Origin of the sequence: Pyruvatibacter sp. HU-CL02332 (genome assembly GCF_040362765.1) — a bacterium.
Classification (GTDB): Bacteria; Pseudomonadota; Alphaproteobacteria; order CGMCC-115125; family CGMCC-115125; genus Pyruvatibacter.
The window spans coordinates 127129-141662 of sequence record NZ_BAABWK010000001.1 but is presented as its reverse complement, the minus strand read 5'-3'; the positions used below and the strand labels follow the sequence as shown (position 1 = coordinate 141662).

The following is a 14534-nucleotide window of genomic DNA, read 5'->3' as shown; positions in this document are numbered from 1 at the left end:
TTAGAGCGTAATTTCTAATGGCCAGTCTGAAACTGACACCGCTTCGCCTGCTGGCGTTTGCCTCACCGGCAGCCCCCATTGCTGCCATGGGGCTTCCCATCGCGGTTTATCTGCCACCATTCTATGCAACGGAAATGGGCCTCGGCCTGGCTACCGTCGGCTGGGTCTTCATGATTGCGCGCTTCTGGGACGTATTCACTGACCCGGTGCTTGGTCTGCTCTCTGACAAATACCGCACGCGGTGGGGCAGGCGGCGGCACTGGATCGTGGCATCACTACCGGTGATGCTGGTCGCCACCTACATGCTGTTCATTCCTACAGCCCCGGTGACGGCAACCTATCTGCTAATGTGGATGGTGATCCTGTATATCGGCTGGACGCTGCTTACCCTGTCGCACATGTCGTGGGGAGCGGAACTGACACCGGACTACAATGAACGATCCCTGGTGCAGGGCTGGCGCGAAGGATCGCTGATCCTCGGCATGCTCCTCGTGCTGATCACCCCTGCCGTCATTGACTACATCGGACCTGAGGACGTTGGCACAGCGCGTGTCGCGGCCATGGGCTGGTTTGTAATCATTCTGCTGCCGATTGCTGTTCTGGCCGCCGTCTCGCTTGTGGGCGAGCGCGAGGTGCCGGAGCCCAAGCACGTGCCATTCCGCGAAGCGATTGGCGTCTTGCTGCGCAATAGCCCGCTGCGCCGCCTGCTGGCCGCTGACCTCGCCAACGGCATTGGCTCGGGCACCATGGCTGCGCTGTTTATCTTCGTTGCGGCAGACGTCCTGCAAATGGGTGCCTGGTCGAGCGCCATTCTGCTTGCTTACTTCGGTGCGGGCGTCATCTTCGTGCCGCTGATGATCAAGCTGTCATACATCTTCGGCAAGCATCAAACGCTGGCAGCCTCTGCTGTTCTCAACGGTCTTGGCCTGCCATTGATCTACATCGTTGGCCCGGGCGACGTGTTGATGATGGTGATCTTCACCGCCATGTTCGGCATCAATCTGGGCGCGGGTTCATTTCTGCTTCGCTCGGTCATGGCCGATGTGGCAGACCACGACGAAGTAGAGACCGGCAATCAGCGGACCGGTCTTTTCTTCTCGCTGCTGACCATGACCAGCAAGGTCGGTGCTGCGCTTGCGGTGGGCCTGACTTACTACCTCATTGATACGCTCGGGTTCGTCCCGCGCGGTGACAACACACAGGCGGCGCTTGATGGCGTGCGCGCCACATTCGTGTGGCTCCCGACGGTCATGTATTTTGCCGTCGGTGCCATCATGTGGTCGTTCCCGCTGGACGAAGCCCAGCAGCAAGAAAACCGCCGCCGCATCATGGAGCGCACCGAGCGCGAACCACCCATCGTTCCATTCGAGTAGGCGACACCATTATATCCGTAGCCCCGGACTTGATCCGGGGCCTACTCGCAGACGCTTCAAACCGCAGCATATGAGAGTGGACCCCGGATCAAGTCCGGGGATACGGAATGTGGTGGGGGCGTAATGCCGTTTTACAAACGCCATCCTCCGGCTTGACCTGGGGATCCATATGGTCTGCAGGTGTCAGGCGTTGTCCGTTGCCGAGCGCAGGTTGGCAAAAATCTCCATGCCGAAATCACCGTCATAGGCAGCTTCGGGTGTGGCACGCACAGCTTTATCAAGAGCAACAGCGTCCGGGCCGATGAGAATGCGCCATGTCTCAGCCTTCACACCATCCAGAATGACGGTGGCGGCTTGCGCTGCAGTTGTCGTTGCACTGGTGCGGAAGTGATCGTTGACGGCGGCTGCTTCTTCCGGGCTCAGCGCTTCTTCTGCATCACTGAACTCGCGGAATGTGCTGCGGGCAATGTTGGTGCCGATGTGACCGGGCATCACGACGCTGCATTTGACGTGGGGCGCATTGAGGCGCAGATCGTTGACCAGCGCTTCGGTAAACCCTTTTACCGCAAACTTTGCGGCGGAGTACGCCGTGTGAGCGGTATCTGACCCAAGGCTTGCCCAGAAGCCATTGACCGAACTCACATTGACGATGTGTCCTTCGTCAGCAGCAAGGAGCAGGGGCATGAAGGCGCGGGCGTTGTTGTAGACGCCGAACCAGCACACATTGAATGTGCGTTCCCAGCCTTCGCGCGGGGTGGTGATGAAGCTGCTGCCGCCGCCAATGCCCGCATTGTTGAAGAGCAGGTGGATGTGATCAATGTCGTGGGCGTCGCGCACATGGTCGCGGAACGCGTTGACCTGATCTTCGTTGCTGACATCTGCCTTGAAGGCTGTGACCTTCACACCCTGTGGTGCACCCGTCATAGCGATCTCGACGGTTTCCGCCATGTCCTCTTCGGAGACGTCGCAAATGGCGATGCTGCAGCCAGCTTCTGCCAGTTGGCGTGTCAGTTCACGTCCAATGCCTGAGCCGCCGCCGGTTACGACAGCGATCTTTCCGCTGAAATCTTTCATGGGTGTTTCCTCATCATTTTTGTTTTCGCGGCAACCTTACTTGGCTGGTTGCGTGATGGGAAACATCAAAGAGACGTCATGAGGTCCGTCAGCAGCAGCCGCAGCCGCCAATGTCGGCGAGGCCATCCGGATTGTAGGCGCGGGACACAGCATCGCGAGACACGTCGGCGCTTGCCTCAAAGTCCGCCTTTGCCTGCCGCTGCATGTCCGGCGACATCAGGAAATCAAGTGCTGTCATGGCGAGGGATTTGGCGCCATCTACCACGGCCTTGTCGCCCAGGTCAGAGCCCGCCCATTTTGCAAACTCGGGATTGTGGATCACGACATTGGCAGGCGCGCAGGAAATCATCGGGTGGATGGACGGCACGCGGTGGGACACGTTGCCCATGTCCGTTGAGCCGGCGGAACTTGATGGCAGCATTGCAAGGTCAACGAAGTTGCGGCCCAGGGTCTCGGCGTTTTTGACGTAGGCTTCCGAGATCGCGAAGCTTGTCTTCATGTCGAGATAATCCGCCTTGGCCCATTCCACTTCTGCGCGGCAGCCAGACGACAATGCGCCTGCGTCAAAGCACGCCTGAACACGCACCTTGAGGTCAGCCAGATCGCCTGCGTTCTTCGCGCGCACGTAGAACAGTCCAGCGGCTCTATCGGGCACGATGTTTGGCGCAAGGCCCGTTTCCGTAAAGATGCCGTGGATGCGTTCTGTCGGACGAATGTGCTGCCGCAGCTGTGCGAGTGTCTGATAGGCGGTGACCAGCGCATCCAGCGCGTTGAGGCCTGCATGTGGCATGGCGGAGGCGTGAGCGGATTTGCCGTGATAGGTCACACGCACTTCGCTGACGCAGATGCACGGCATGGTCTCAAGGTCGATGCCTGCGGGATGCACCATCATGGCTGCATCCAGTCCGTCAAACGCGCCTTCCTGCGCCATCAGTTCCTTGCCGCCGCCCATTTCTTCTGCCGGTGTGCCGAGATAGCGAATGCGGCCCGGCAGTTTGCCGTTAAGGGCTGCAAGGCCCAGCGCCGCGCCCAGGCCTGTGGTTGCGATAATGTTGTGTCCGCAGGCATGGCCGATGCCGGGCAGGGCGTCGTACTCGGACAAGATACCGACTTCCGCGCCGCTTTCGCCAAATGACGCCGCGTAGGCTGTGTCGAGCCCGAAGGCATTGCGGGTTGCGGGCAGGTCATGCTTGTCGAGCGTGTCTGCCAATAGCCCCGCTGCAAAATGCTCCTGAAAGGCCAATTCCGGTTTTGCGTGGATCTGGTGGCTGATGTCGATCAGCTCAGGCGCCATCGCATCAATACGGTCACAGGTCTCGCGTTTGAGGGCGTCCAGATCACTCACAGCTCAGGCTCCAATGCGCTATTTGGTTGGCACGAGCATAAACGACGCATGTGGTGTTTGACAGAGCGGGACTAAGTGGGTCACGTGGCGCTGGGGGCAATAATAATTGGGCTGCTTCCGCCCAGATAAACACACGCGAACTGGACATCGAATATGAAGTATCTATTGGCCGGCCTTTTGGCGGCGATGATCACAACACCACTGGCTGCAAAGGACTTTCCTGGATTCTATCGGATGCAGACGCAGTTCCAGGCACCGGAAAACAAGTGCTTTGAAGGCAGCCGCGTCGACCCGTCTTTGTCTTTGGGCGGTGCTGCGCGCATGGATGACTGTCAGAATGTCACCGGTCAGCTTTGGATCGTCATTCCAGCAGGACAGGGCCGCTACCGGCTGTCCACAGCCTTCCAGATGCCCGAAGGCAAGTGCCTTGAAGGTAACAAGTTTGATCGGTCATCAACTCTTGGTGGCGCGGCCTTCCTTGATGACTGCCAGAATGTGTCTGGTCAGCTTTGGAAGTTCGAGCCTGCCGGCAATGGCTGGTACAAGCTGAAGACAGTGTTCCAGGGCAACAACAAGTGCCTGGAAGGCAACAAGTTTGACCCGGCTTCTACCCTTGGAGGCGCAGCCTTCATGGACAATTGCCAGAACGTGTCTGGACAGCTGTGGAAGTTCGTTCCTGCAGGGAACTAAATTCGACACGTAGCAGTTTGAAGGGGCGCACCGCAGGGTGTGCCCCTTTTTTGTGGACACGATATGATGATGAAGTCCGCTCAACGGCCCGCAGACTGACAGGTATGACATGGATCTTGTAACGCGCGGTGATGCGCATATTCACGTGTATGAAGGCGACGATGGCGGTGCGCCCATAATGCTGGTCCATGGCTTCGCGTCAGACCATGTCACCAACTGGGTGGCGCCGGGCTGGATTGCGCCGCTTGCTGACGTTGGCTTTCGTGCCCTCGCGCCTGATCTGCGGGGGCATGGCAGCAGCACCAAGTTCTATGATCCAGCGGACTATGCCCTTGAGGAGCTGGCGGCTGACGTTGCCGCTGTGATCGAGACGCTCGACTCAGGACCGGTGATGGTCATGGGGTATTCCATGGGTGCCTTCACCTCCGCCGTGCTTGCGGTACAGCGGCCGGAGCTTGTGTCCCGCCTCGTGCTGGCGGGCGTGGGCGAAAACATGTTGCGGGAGACGGGCCATCGCAATGAAGAGATTGCGCAAGGCCTGCTGCAGGACGATGTGCCGCCTCAAAGTCAGGAAGTGCCGCGCCGCTTCCGCCTGTTTGCGGACCAGACCGGCGCCGACAAGCGAGCACTGGCCGCCTGCATTCGCGGCATCGGCAAGGCTTTTACAGCGGATGATCTTGGTGCGATCTCAGCGCCAACACTGGTGATTGCAGGTGAGGCGGATGATGTGGCGCGTGATCCGGCGCCCCTGGCGGCGCTCATTCCCGGTGCTGACTGCGTGGTGGTGCCCCGCCGTGATCACATGCGCGCGGTGGGTGACAAGGTGACCAAAGCCGAGGTCATTCGTTTTCTCACCACTGCTGATTGAAAAACAAACGGGCCGGATCACTCCCCCAAGTGATCCGGCCCGCGCAAGGAGGGACGAGCTCCTTTTGTGGTGTCAGCTTCGCTTCTAGAACACGCAGCCAACGCCGAAAGACCCGATATATCTCCTCGCTATCAGCGAAATGCGCGGCCGTCAAAGGCTCTAACGTGTTGAGTTTTTAGGGATTTCGCTCAAGGAATAACCAAGGCCATGTTGGAGTTGCACAGATTTTTTGCTGCAAGTGCGAATGCCTAGATATTGCGCTGCAGTGCGCCCGTCAGATGTCTGCAGGCGGTGCGTCATTTTTGGGCAATAAAAATGTCACATAACAAAAAAACCGCCGAAAGCGGCGGTTTTTCCATCGTCATCTGAAGATGTGATGCGAGAGGCCCGGCCCTCTATTTGACCGCCATAACCTCGATTTCGATCTTCAGTTCCGGGGATGCCAGTGATGAAACCCCAATCATGGTGACGCAGGGGGCCTGTCCGCCAAAGAACTCAGGCAGGGGCGCATAGGCCTGGCCTGCATTGTCGTCAGTGAGGCCCACCACATAGATGCGCATGGAGGTGATGTTGGCAGCACTTGCGCCGACAGCCTCAAGGCCTTTCTTAACATTGCCAACGGCGATGGCGGACTGATCCGCCAGGGCTTCGGGTATCGGGTCGCCATTGCGGCTCCATGCCACCTGACCGGACAGGAAGATCATTTCGCCCGGTGGTGTGGTTGTTACCTGTGTGTAGCCCATGGCACCCGCGTCCGGCATGGTGTCGGGGTTGTGTTTCGTGATTGTCATTCTGCTTCTCCCTATCGCGCGACTTGTTTTCTCGGCGCCCTAGCGGGCGACTTATCTGGTCGGCGCCCTAACGGGCGACTTGTGGCGCGTATCCCATATGCATACCGGCATCTGTAATGAGTGTCTCGCCGGTGATGTGTTCGCCGCCTTCACAGGCAAAGAACACGGCGGCATCTGCCACCAGTTCCGGGGTGCCGGCCTGCTTCAGCGGCATGGTGGCTTCCTGATCCGCCACGATCTGCTGGAACATGTTGTCGCCGAACTTGTCCTTGAACCAGCGTGTGCCGATGAAGCCGGGGCAGATGGCATTGACGCGGACTTCCGGTGCCAGTGAGCGGGCGAGGGACAGCGTCATGGTGTTGAGTGCGCCCTTTGAGGCTGCATAGGCCACCGACGAGCCGATGCCCGCGACACCGGCAATGGAAGAGACGTTCACGACCTTGCCTTTGCCGTGTTCTTTCAGGTGCGGCAGGCAGGCGCGGATCATCTGGTAGGGGCCAACCACGTTAAGGCCGTAGATCCAGTGAAAGTCTTCGGCATCCAGATCGTCGAGCTTGTTGTGGTCGGCAAACTTGGTGCCGCCTGCGTTGTTGACCAGAATGTCGATGCGTCCGAAGGCATCAACCGTCTCCTGGGCCATGCGGCGGCAGTCTTCGTCCTTGGAGACATCCGCCTGCACCAGCACGGCTTTGCCGCCTGCTGCTTCGCATGCTTCCGCTGTTTCTTCGGCTTCGGTCTTACTTTTTGTAAAATTGATCACCACATTGGCGCCACGTTCTGCCAGCTTGATGGCAATGGCCGCGCCAAGGCCGGTGGCGGAACCTGTGACAATGGCGGTCAGTCCGTCGATACGCATGAATGGTCTCCCTCGCTGGTGCTTTATCTTGTTGCACCCAATAAGGCGGGGATGGACGATGACTTCAAGCCCAGACCGACGAAATTAAGGAGCGCGACATGACAGCGACATCAAAGACGGTATCCGGCGCAGAGCTTCCATCCCGGCTGGCGGAAGCGCCGGGCCGCATCCGACTGGAACCTGTTTCTGGTGAGGTGGTGGTGACCATGGGCGACATCCAGATCGCCCGCACCCGCAATGCCATTCGCCTGCATGAAGGCGACTACACGCCGATGATCTATGTACCGGCGACGGATACGGATTTCAGCGGCCTGACCAAGACCGATCACACAACCTATTGTCCGCTCAAGGGGGCTGCCTCCTATTACTCCGTGACGGCGGCAGGGGAGCCGGGCGTGAACGCGGTCTGGACCTATGAGGACCCGTTTGCCGAATGGGCCGACATCAAGGACCATCTGGCTTTCTACACGGATCGCATTAAGGTCGAAGAACACTAGACCCGTCATTGCAGCGGGCATCCATTGAGGGACAAGTCATGCGCCATCTCATCATCGCCGGAGTGTTTGTTGCGGCCTTTGCGGCACCTGCATCCGCCGAACCGGTCAGCAAATACTCCGACATCAATCTCGATACCTGCCCGCAGGGTCAGGACTTTGGCGACGAGCCCGCGTATGAAGCCATTTGCCCGGGCCCCGATGGCTGGGAGTTGCGGGTGATGGAGGGCGATTTGCGGTTCTGGGTTGAGCCGCGCCGCGCAGGCGAGCAGACCGAGACGCATTTCCAGACACTCTCATCCTTCAACAACGTGCACACAAAAGCTGAATGGCGCGGCGAAGTGGCGGCGGGTTCGTTTGAACCCTACGCCATGATCCTGCGCTACTTCACCGATAGCGGCATGGGTGAAGAGAGCGGCAAGGGCAATGTGCTGGTCGTCACCAAGGTACCCGCCACGCCGGGCGAACGCTCCTGTCACATCGGCTATGTGGATGCCAAGGCCGTCACAGATGCCAATGCAGTCGCACAGCAGATTGCAGATACAACGGCAGATAATTTTGACTGCGAAAAGCACACGCCGCTGACAGTGGCTCCAGGCGAGCCCAGACTCCCGTAAACACCCACCATCCGTGTCCCCGGACTTGATCCGGGGCCTACTCGCAAACGATCAACTGCTCAGCAGACGAGAGTGGACCCCGGATCAAGTCCGGGGATACGGGGGCTTGTAAGTCTAGCGGCCCTGAAACTTAGGCTCACGGCTTTCGGTGAATGCCTTGCGACCTTCCGCAAAATCCTCACTGCTGCCGCATCGCATGATCAGTTCTTCGGCGGCCTGCAAGGACCCATCCTGACGGTTGAGGGCGGTGATGGTTGCCTTGGCGGCATGCAGGGTGAGGGGCGCGTTGCGGCCCATATGGGTGGCCACCTGTTCGGCATGGCGAAACACGTCCCAGTCGGGCAAACGGTCGTTGATCAATCCAAGGCGGTGCGCACTCAGTGAATCATATCGCCGCGCCGTGGCGAGGATTTCAAACGCGTTTGTCGGTCCCACAGCGCGGGTGAGCCGGGCTACGGCGGGGGCTGCATAGCCCAGCCCGAGACGCGCGGCGGGAATGGCGAATGTTGCTTCGACGGCCGCCATACGCATGTCGCAGGCAAGCGCCAGTGCCAGGCCGCCGCCCATGCACGGGCCTTGAATGGCCGCGATCACCGGCTTGCTGCAGTCTTCCAGGCTCGCCTGCGCGGCTTCAAACTTGTCTTCAAAGTCTGCCAGCGCCTTTGGGTCATCGCCCATTTGATGCAGTTCGCGAATGTCAGCCCCGGCGGCAAAGGCGTCATCCCCGGCACCGCGCAAAATGATGGCGCGCACGCTGTCATCTGCATCGAGCTTTGTAACCGCACGGGGAATGTCATCCCACATGGCGGTGGTCAGAGCGTTTTTCTGCGTGGGACGGTCAATGATGATCCAGCCGACAGTCCCTTCAGTTTCAGTGCGGATGGTCATTTGTCAGTGTCCAGATCAAGAAACGCCATGATGTCTGCCCAGGCTGCGCGGTCCTGCAGCAGGAACAGGTGGCCGCCTTCATACATCTTGAGGGTGGCATTGGGAATGCGATCCACCATGCGCTGCTGGGTGTCCGGCGTGGCAATGCCGTCATATTTGCCGCCGCAGATGAGCGTTGGATGGGGCAGGGTCGCAAGACCCTCCCAGGCGTCGTGATCCTTGCGGGCTTCGAGTTGCCACAGGGCGCCTTCGCTGCGGCGATGTTCATCCGCATAGGGTGCTTCTGCTTCCACCTGCATCTTGATCAGGCTGGCGAACAGGTCCGCGTTTTCGGCCTGCCAGGTTTCATCGCTGCGGGTGTCGGAGATGGGCGCCATGAAGCGAATGCGCTCTTCCTCTCCCATGGCGGCCACTGTGTGCAGCGGGTAGGAGCTACCGCCGTCGCCACCGGGCGAGGTGCAGCACATCACCAGCTTGTCGATTTTGTCGGGGTGTCGTTGCGCCAGATGCTGCGCGACCATGCCACCGAACGAGACGCCAATCACATGCGCCTTGCTCCAGCCGCATGCGTCCATCAACGCGGCAGCGTCGTCTGCGTATTGCGCCATGGAGTAGGGGGCGTCGGGCTTGTCGGTCTGGCCCAGGCCGCGCTGGTCGTAGGCGAGGACGCGGGCAGATTTGGCCAGCGGTCCATCCATGATGTTGGGTTTCTTGCGCAGGTCTCCGCCCGAGCCACCGATGAAGAACACCGGCGACGCGTCCTGCGGCCCGTGTTCTTCCCAGTAAACGTTAATGTCGCCAGCGCGGGTGATCGGCATTTGATTTGATATCCGTAAACTGTGTGGGTAATTGTAATTCGCTGAAGGCACCATATGTGGTAAATTCGCGCATTAGTAAATCAGGCCCTGTCCATGTACGCGGCGGGCCTGACGTTTCGGGAGGGGCGCATGTCCCAGTCAGTTGATACATCTGCAAGCCACCTCAGCAAGGTGGATCCGGTCTGGGCTCGTCTGCGTCAGGAAGCTGAAGCGTCCGCTGCTGCTGAGCCGATCCTTGCAAGCTATCTGCATGCAGCCATCCTGAACCATCGCAGTTTTGAAAGTTCGCTCGCCTATCATCTGGCGGAAGAGCTGGGCAACAAGCAGGCCGGTGCCATGCTGCTGCAGCAGGTCTTTGATGAAGCCTATGAGGCGACGCCGGACATTGCCGACATGGCGCGCGCTGACCTCATGGCTGTGGTTGACCGTGACCCGGCGTGCGATTTTTTCCTGCAGCCGCTGCTCTACTTCAAAGGCTTCCAGGCCTTGCAGTGCTACCGCGTTGCCCATTGGTGCTGGGAGCAGGACCGACTGGCCATGGCCTATCATCTGCAAAGCCGCATTTCTGAAGCCTATGGCGTGGACATTCACCCCAATGCCAAAATCGGCCGCGGCGTGATGATGGATCATGCAACATCCATCGTGATTGGCGAGACCGCCGTCGTTGGTGACGACGTTTCCATGCTGCATTCCGTTACTCTGGGCGGGACCGGCAAGGAAGACGGTGACCGTCATCCCAAGATCGGCCGTGGTGTGCTGCTGGGTGCCGGTGCCAAAGTGCTCGGCAACATCCATGTAGGGGACTGCTCGCGCGTGGCTGCAGGCTCCGTGGTGACCAAGGACGTGCCAAACAACACCACCGTTGCCGGCGTGCCTGCCAAAGTGATCGGTGAATCAGGCTGCCCCGAACCCGCCCGCTCCATGGACCAGATGGTTGGCTGCGGCGAAGAAGACGGGTCCTCTATCTAACGCGTCCCCAAGACCCGTAGCCCCGGACTTGATCCGGGGCCTACTCGTGGACGATCAACTGCAAAGCCAATGAGAGTGGACCCCGGATCAAGTCCGGGGATACGGATGGCGCGAGCTACCCAGCCGCTGCAGCACCGCTGATGGCGTAGGACATTTCCTTGCGCTCATCACACACGGCTTCGCACAGATCCATGGCGGCTTCCCATGGGGCGGCGTCGGTGATGTCCTCGATGGCTTCCATGCTTTCCCAATAGGACAGGAGACCGGCGCTTTCGCCGTCCTTTGCCTCAATCACCACGGCAGACAAGAAACCCTTAGGCGCGGAGCGGGCCAGCTCGCGCTCGAGATAACCGCGCAGGTTGGATGCCACCGTGTCAGTCGCCCCTGTGAAGGTAATGAGATGGACGAAGGCGGTTTCGCTGGCCATGGATTGCTCCTGTTGGGGCTATTGGTGGTTGCGCTTGGCGCTGTTGGCGGCACAATACGCAAGACCGATATTGACGCAACAACAACAAGACTGAAAGCAGGGACCAAATGGCTCAACAGGATCAACCCGCTCTGGCGGGAAAAGTGGCGCTCGTCACCGGCGGTGCACGCGGACTGGGCGCAGCCTCGGCCCTTGGCCTTGCACGAGAAGGGGCAAGCGTCGTCGTTTCTGACCTGAGAGCGGACGAGGGCCAGGTCGTTGTGGATGCCATCCTCAATGAAGGTGGCAAGGCCGTGTTCATCGCCCATGACGTGACCAAGGAAGACCAGTGGGAAGCAGCTGTCGCGAAAGCGGAAGAAGAATTCGGCGCGCTGCATATCCTCGTCAACAATGCAGGCGTCGCCCCGGCAGGCGAATACATCGAAGATTTGAAGCTTGAGGACTACAAGCGCGTCACCGAGATTGACATGGACAGTGTGTTTCTTGGCTGCAAACACGGCATCCGCACCATCAAGAAATACACCACCAAGGAAGCGGCCGACGGCGCGATCATCAACATCTCGTCCGTCATGGGCATTGTCGGCTTTCCGCGCAATGCGGACTACAACGCCGCCAAGGGCGGTGTGCGGATCATGACTAAGGTGGCAGCTCTTGAGTGCGCTGAACTTGGCTACGGCATCCGCGTTAATTCCATCCACCCCGGGTTCATCGACACAGCGCTTGTGCGCGATGCGGTGGAAGAGGGCACCAAGCGGCCGGACGCTGTGTTCCAGAGTTCAAATGAAATGATCGACATGCTGGTGATGGCCCACCCGCTGGGCAAGCTGGGTGACCCGCGCGACATCGGCGACGCCGTCGTTTTCCTTGCCAGCAGCCGCTCAGGCTTTGTCACCGGCACAGAGCTTGTGGTCGATGGCGGCTACACCATTCAGTAGCTGCACTGGAAATCAGAGCCCCCTAGCGGAAGGCGCAAGCATTTTGGGGTGCCTGCGCCTTCCTTGTTCTTCGGAGCGCTAACGGGGGGAGGGGCAGCGGCTCCGAAGAATGTGCGGATACGTCCTAGAACGCGTATTGCCAGCCAGCTGTCAGCGTCCAGTCGCGCCTCATCTGCGGGCCGTTCAGGTCCTGCACGACAGGCATGGACGCTTCGATGGCAAGCCGGTGACCGCGGATGAAGCCCTCCTGGCCGACGAGATTGACGCCCAAACCTGCTTCAAGAAAACGACCACCGATATTGCTGGGGTCGGCTGTCTGGACGGGACCCATGATGCGGGCGTCCTGCCCCGACACCTTGCCGATGCTTTCCGCCTTCAGACGAACCGACGTCGAGATCCATGGCGCGAACTGATAGGCCGCCCATGTGGTGGCTTCGGCAATGTTGCCCAGCTTGTATTCCTCGCTGTTGCGGCCCGAGCGCAGGGTAGCCATGGCCTGAGCCCCCCAGGAGATGTCGCCGGTGCGGTCGGAGTAGGTGACGCCGGGCAGAATATCCACGGTGCCGGAGCCAAGCTGCATCGGGTAGGGCAGGCGGACATTGGCGGTCGTGCCCAGGGGCGTCAGGATTGTGTCTTCTTCCTTGATGGAGCCGGTGGGCAGGCTGACACCGATGTTCAGGTGCACCTTCGCGTTGTTGTCATCGATGATGCGCACGAGACCTGAGATGCGCGTGTCGCCGAAGCCTTCCGTCACCGTGGTGAAGCCGCCGATCTGTGTGGTGCCTGCCGGGTTGAAGGTGATGTGGTCCATCTCCTTTTTCATGTACATGCCCATGACCATCAAGGTCAGGTAGTCGTTGGGGGCGTACATGGCGCCGAGCATGTGCATGTCCATCACCATTTCGGTCGGGATGATGCGCAGGCGCGGCGGCTGGCCGGGATTGCCGAAGAAGCGGTTGGGTGTTGCCAGCACTTCCGCATTTGAGAGGTCGTCGGTGCCGTCGCGCACGTCAGACATATCCATGCGCTTGTAGCGGTAGGAGAACATGATTTCTCCTTCCTTGTGCATGTGGTCGCCCATCACGCCGATGGGCGCGTGGCTGTCCGCTCGGATTTCGGCAGGCTTGGAATGGTCGATGCCGTCATGGGCTGATGCGGGAACGGCAAAGGCGAGAGCGGCAACACATGTTGCTGCAAGCAGGCCGTTGCGGCCTGCGGAAAAACGCAGTGTCATTGGAAATGGTCCTGAAAAAAATAGAGGATGCCAAGTGCTGCTGTACGCGCAGGTGAAAGCACCTGCGGACGGTCAGTCAGCACTTAACGGAAGTGGGCTTCAGGAACTGTGGGGAGGGGCGCGCGGCGGCGCGGACCGCATGAGCGGTGCGGTATAGGCAGGTGCGCTGCCCGTTGCCCGTACAACGCGGGTGTCTTCATAGGTGACCGGCCACACAATGGCGTGCGTGGTCGTGTCCAGTGCAAAGGCTGCGGTGGCCTGCATGGCCAGGTCGCAGGCGTTGCGGGGAATGTCCGGCGTCTCATCGCCTGACACGGTGATGCCCAGGTCACGGGCATCCATCACCACCGGTCCATGAACCGTACAGATAACAATCTCGAAGGGCTCAGCTTCAGCGGCAGCAAGGGCCGTGGAGATGGGCATGACGGACGCAAGAGAGAAGGCTGCCATCTGAACAACAAGCGCAAGCAGGCCGGCAAGGGCTGTGCCCCTGCGCCTGAAGCGTTGCTGTATCTGGTCGCCTGATCTCATGAAGGCCCCCGCCCCAAAATGTGCGTGCTAGTGGCCGCTATGGTCCATCATGTCGTGATCCATGCCACCGTGATCCATCCCGCCGTGATCCATGCCGGATGCGTTGCCGCCTGTCGCGACAACCGTCACGTCAACCGTCACGTCGCCGGCATCCTCAAATGTCAGGGTGAGAGGGAAGCTACCGCCGTCTTTCAACGGTGCGGTGATATCAAACATCATGATGTGTTTGCCGCCGGGCTGCAGTGTCACAACATCATTGGCGGGGACGTCGATGGCGTCGACCTTGCGCATGCGCATGATCTCACCGTCTTTTTCGTGGGTGTGCAGTTCCGTTGATGCGGCAGCGGTGGTTGAGGCGGCAATCAGCCGGTCTGCACCGCCGGTGTTGCGGATCACCAGATAGGCCGCACCGGTTGTGCCCGCGCCGATGGTCTCACGGGCAAACGGCTCTTCCACGCTGATCTCGCTGGGGCCGCCATCAGAGCAGGCAGCAATCGCGAGCGGCATCGACAATGTCAGAGCAAACAGAATGCGGCGGATCATGGTGCGTTCCCTCATACAATTTGTTGCATGAGGTTTAGCGTGAACGTGGGGGCAGATAAAAGCGCGGAATGACGCAGGCGA

At 59.8% G+C, this 14534-nt stretch carries 17 protein-coding genes; 7 read left to right on the top strand and 10 right to left on the bottom strand.

The annotated features are described in order from the left end of the window. Positions 1-17 precede the first annotated feature (17 nt). Positions 18-1373 carry an MFS transporter gene (locus tag ABXH05_RS00695; protein WP_353559336.1) on the top strand — a complete coding sequence of 452 codons (1356 nt, stop codon included), beginning with the start codon at positions 18-20 and terminating at the stop codon, positions 1371-1373. Between the two features lie 183 nt (positions 1374-1556). Here the strand turns inward: ABXH05_RS00695 and ABXH05_RS00690 are convergent, their stop codons facing one another. Both ABXH05_RS00690 and ABXH05_RS00685 read right to left on the bottom strand, forming a co-directional pair. Beyond that, positions 1557-2447 (bottom strand): SDR family NAD(P)-dependent oxidoreductase, encoded by an 891-nt coding sequence (locus ABXH05_RS00690; protein ID WP_353559335.1) that lies wholly within the window; start codon positions 2445-2447, stop codon positions 1557-1559. An 88-nt stretch (positions 2448-2535) separates the two neighbouring features. Beyond that, positions 2536-3792 (bottom strand): M20 family metallopeptidase, encoded by a 1257-nt coding sequence (locus ABXH05_RS00685; RefSeq protein ID WP_353559334.1) that lies wholly within the window; start codon positions 3790-3792, stop codon positions 2536-2538. A gap of 153 nt (positions 3793-3945) precedes the next feature. Between ABXH05_RS00685 and ABXH05_RS00680 the strand changes: the two genes are divergently transcribed. Together ABXH05_RS00680 and ABXH05_RS00675 are read left to right on the top strand one after the other, a co-directional pair. Continuing rightward, positions 3946-4482 (top strand): RICIN domain-containing protein, encoded by a 537-nt coding sequence (locus ABXH05_RS00680; protein ID WP_353559333.1) that lies wholly within the window; start codon positions 3946-3948, stop codon positions 4480-4482. Positions 4483-4591: 109 nt separating this feature from the next. Beyond that, positions 4592-5350, top strand: coding sequence for an alpha/beta fold hydrolase (locus tag ABXH05_RS00675; RefSeq protein ID WP_353559332.1), 759 nt, complete (start codon positions 4592-4594; stop codon positions 5348-5350). A 395-nt stretch (positions 5351-5745) separates the two neighbouring features. Here the strand turns inward: ABXH05_RS00675 and ABXH05_RS00670 are convergent, their stop codons facing one another. Together ABXH05_RS00670 and ABXH05_RS00665 are read right to left on the bottom strand one after the other, a co-directional pair. Beyond that, positions 5746-6141, bottom strand: coding sequence for a RidA family protein (locus tag ABXH05_RS00670; protein WP_353559331.1), 396 nt, complete (start codon positions 6139-6141; stop codon positions 5746-5748). A gap of 67 nt (positions 6142-6208) precedes the next feature. Next, entirely contained in the window at positions 6209-6997 is a 789-nt protein-coding gene (locus ABXH05_RS00665) for an SDR family NAD(P)-dependent oxidoreductase (RefSeq protein WP_353559330.1), read from the bottom strand. A 98-nt stretch (positions 6998-7095) separates the two neighbouring features. On the opposite strand from ABXH05_RS00665, the gene ABXH05_RS00660 reads away from it, so the two are divergent. Together ABXH05_RS00660 and ABXH05_RS00655 are read left to right on the top strand one after the other, a co-directional pair. Beyond that, complete coding sequence (locus ABXH05_RS00660; protein ID WP_348141327.1) at positions 7096-7494, top strand: DUF427 domain-containing protein; 399 nt, start codon at positions 7096-7098, stop codon at positions 7492-7494. Between the two features lie 38 nt (positions 7495-7532). After that, the gene (locus ABXH05_RS00655; RefSeq protein WP_353559329.1) at positions 7533-8108 is read left to right on the top strand and encodes a hypothetical protein; all 576 of its coding nucleotides are present in this window, start codon (positions 7533-7535) and stop codon (positions 8106-8108) included. 114 nt (positions 8109-8222) lie between these two features. Here ABXH05_RS00655 and ABXH05_RS00650 read toward each other — a convergent pair whose 3' ends face one another. After that, a complete protein-coding gene (locus ABXH05_RS00650) occupies positions 8223-8996 on the bottom strand; it encodes an enoyl-CoA hydratase-related protein (protein WP_353559328.1) in 774 nt (257 codons plus the stop codon). Beyond that, a complete protein-coding gene (locus tag ABXH05_RS00645) occupies positions 8993-9814 on the bottom strand; it encodes an alpha/beta fold hydrolase (protein WP_353559327.1) in 822 nt (273 codons plus the stop codon). Before ABXH05_RS00645 ends, ABXH05_RS00650 begins: the two co-directional genes overlap by 4 nt. A gap of 129 nt (positions 9815-9943) precedes the next feature. Here ABXH05_RS00645 and cysE point away from each other — a divergent pair, with 129 nt between their 5' ends. Then, on the top strand, positions 9944-10783 hold the full coding sequence (gene cysE, locus ABXH05_RS00640; protein WP_348141336.1) for a serine O-acetyltransferase: 840 nt from the start codon (positions 9944-9946) through the stop codon (positions 10781-10783). 115 nt (positions 10784-10898) lie between these two features. On the opposite strand, the gene ABXH05_RS00635 is transcribed toward cysE, so the two are convergent. Next, complete coding sequence (locus tag ABXH05_RS00635; RefSeq protein ID WP_353559326.1) at positions 10899-11210, bottom strand: hypothetical protein; 312 nt, start codon at positions 11208-11210, stop codon at positions 10899-10901. Between the two features lie 107 nt (positions 11211-11317). Between ABXH05_RS00635 and ABXH05_RS00630 the strand changes: the two genes are divergently transcribed. Then, positions 11318-12145 (top strand): glucose 1-dehydrogenase, encoded by an 828-nt coding sequence (locus ABXH05_RS00630; RefSeq protein ID WP_353559325.1) that lies wholly within the window; start codon positions 11318-11320, stop codon positions 12143-12145. A gap of 124 nt (positions 12146-12269) precedes the next feature. Here the strand turns inward: ABXH05_RS00630 and ABXH05_RS00625 are convergent, their stop codons facing one another. The 3 genes from ABXH05_RS00625 to ABXH05_RS00615 all read right to left on the bottom strand — a co-directional run bounded on the left by ABXH05_RS00625 (position 12270) and on the right by ABXH05_RS00615 (position 14453). Further along, on the bottom strand, positions 12270-13379 hold the full coding sequence (locus tag ABXH05_RS00625; RefSeq protein WP_353559324.1) for a transporter family protein: 1110 nt from the start codon (positions 13377-13379) through the stop codon (positions 12270-12272). Between the two features lie 99 nt (positions 13380-13478). Next, positions 13479-13910 (bottom strand): hypothetical protein, encoded by a 432-nt coding sequence (locus ABXH05_RS00620; RefSeq protein WP_353559323.1) that lies wholly within the window; start codon positions 13908-13910, stop codon positions 13479-13481. Positions 13911-13937: 27 nt separating this feature from the next. After that, the gene (locus ABXH05_RS00615; RefSeq protein WP_353559322.1) at positions 13938-14453 is read right to left on the bottom strand and encodes a copper chaperone PCu(A)C; all 516 of its coding nucleotides are present in this window, start codon (positions 14451-14453) and stop codon (positions 13938-13940) included. Positions 14454-14534: the final 81 nt, after the last annotated feature.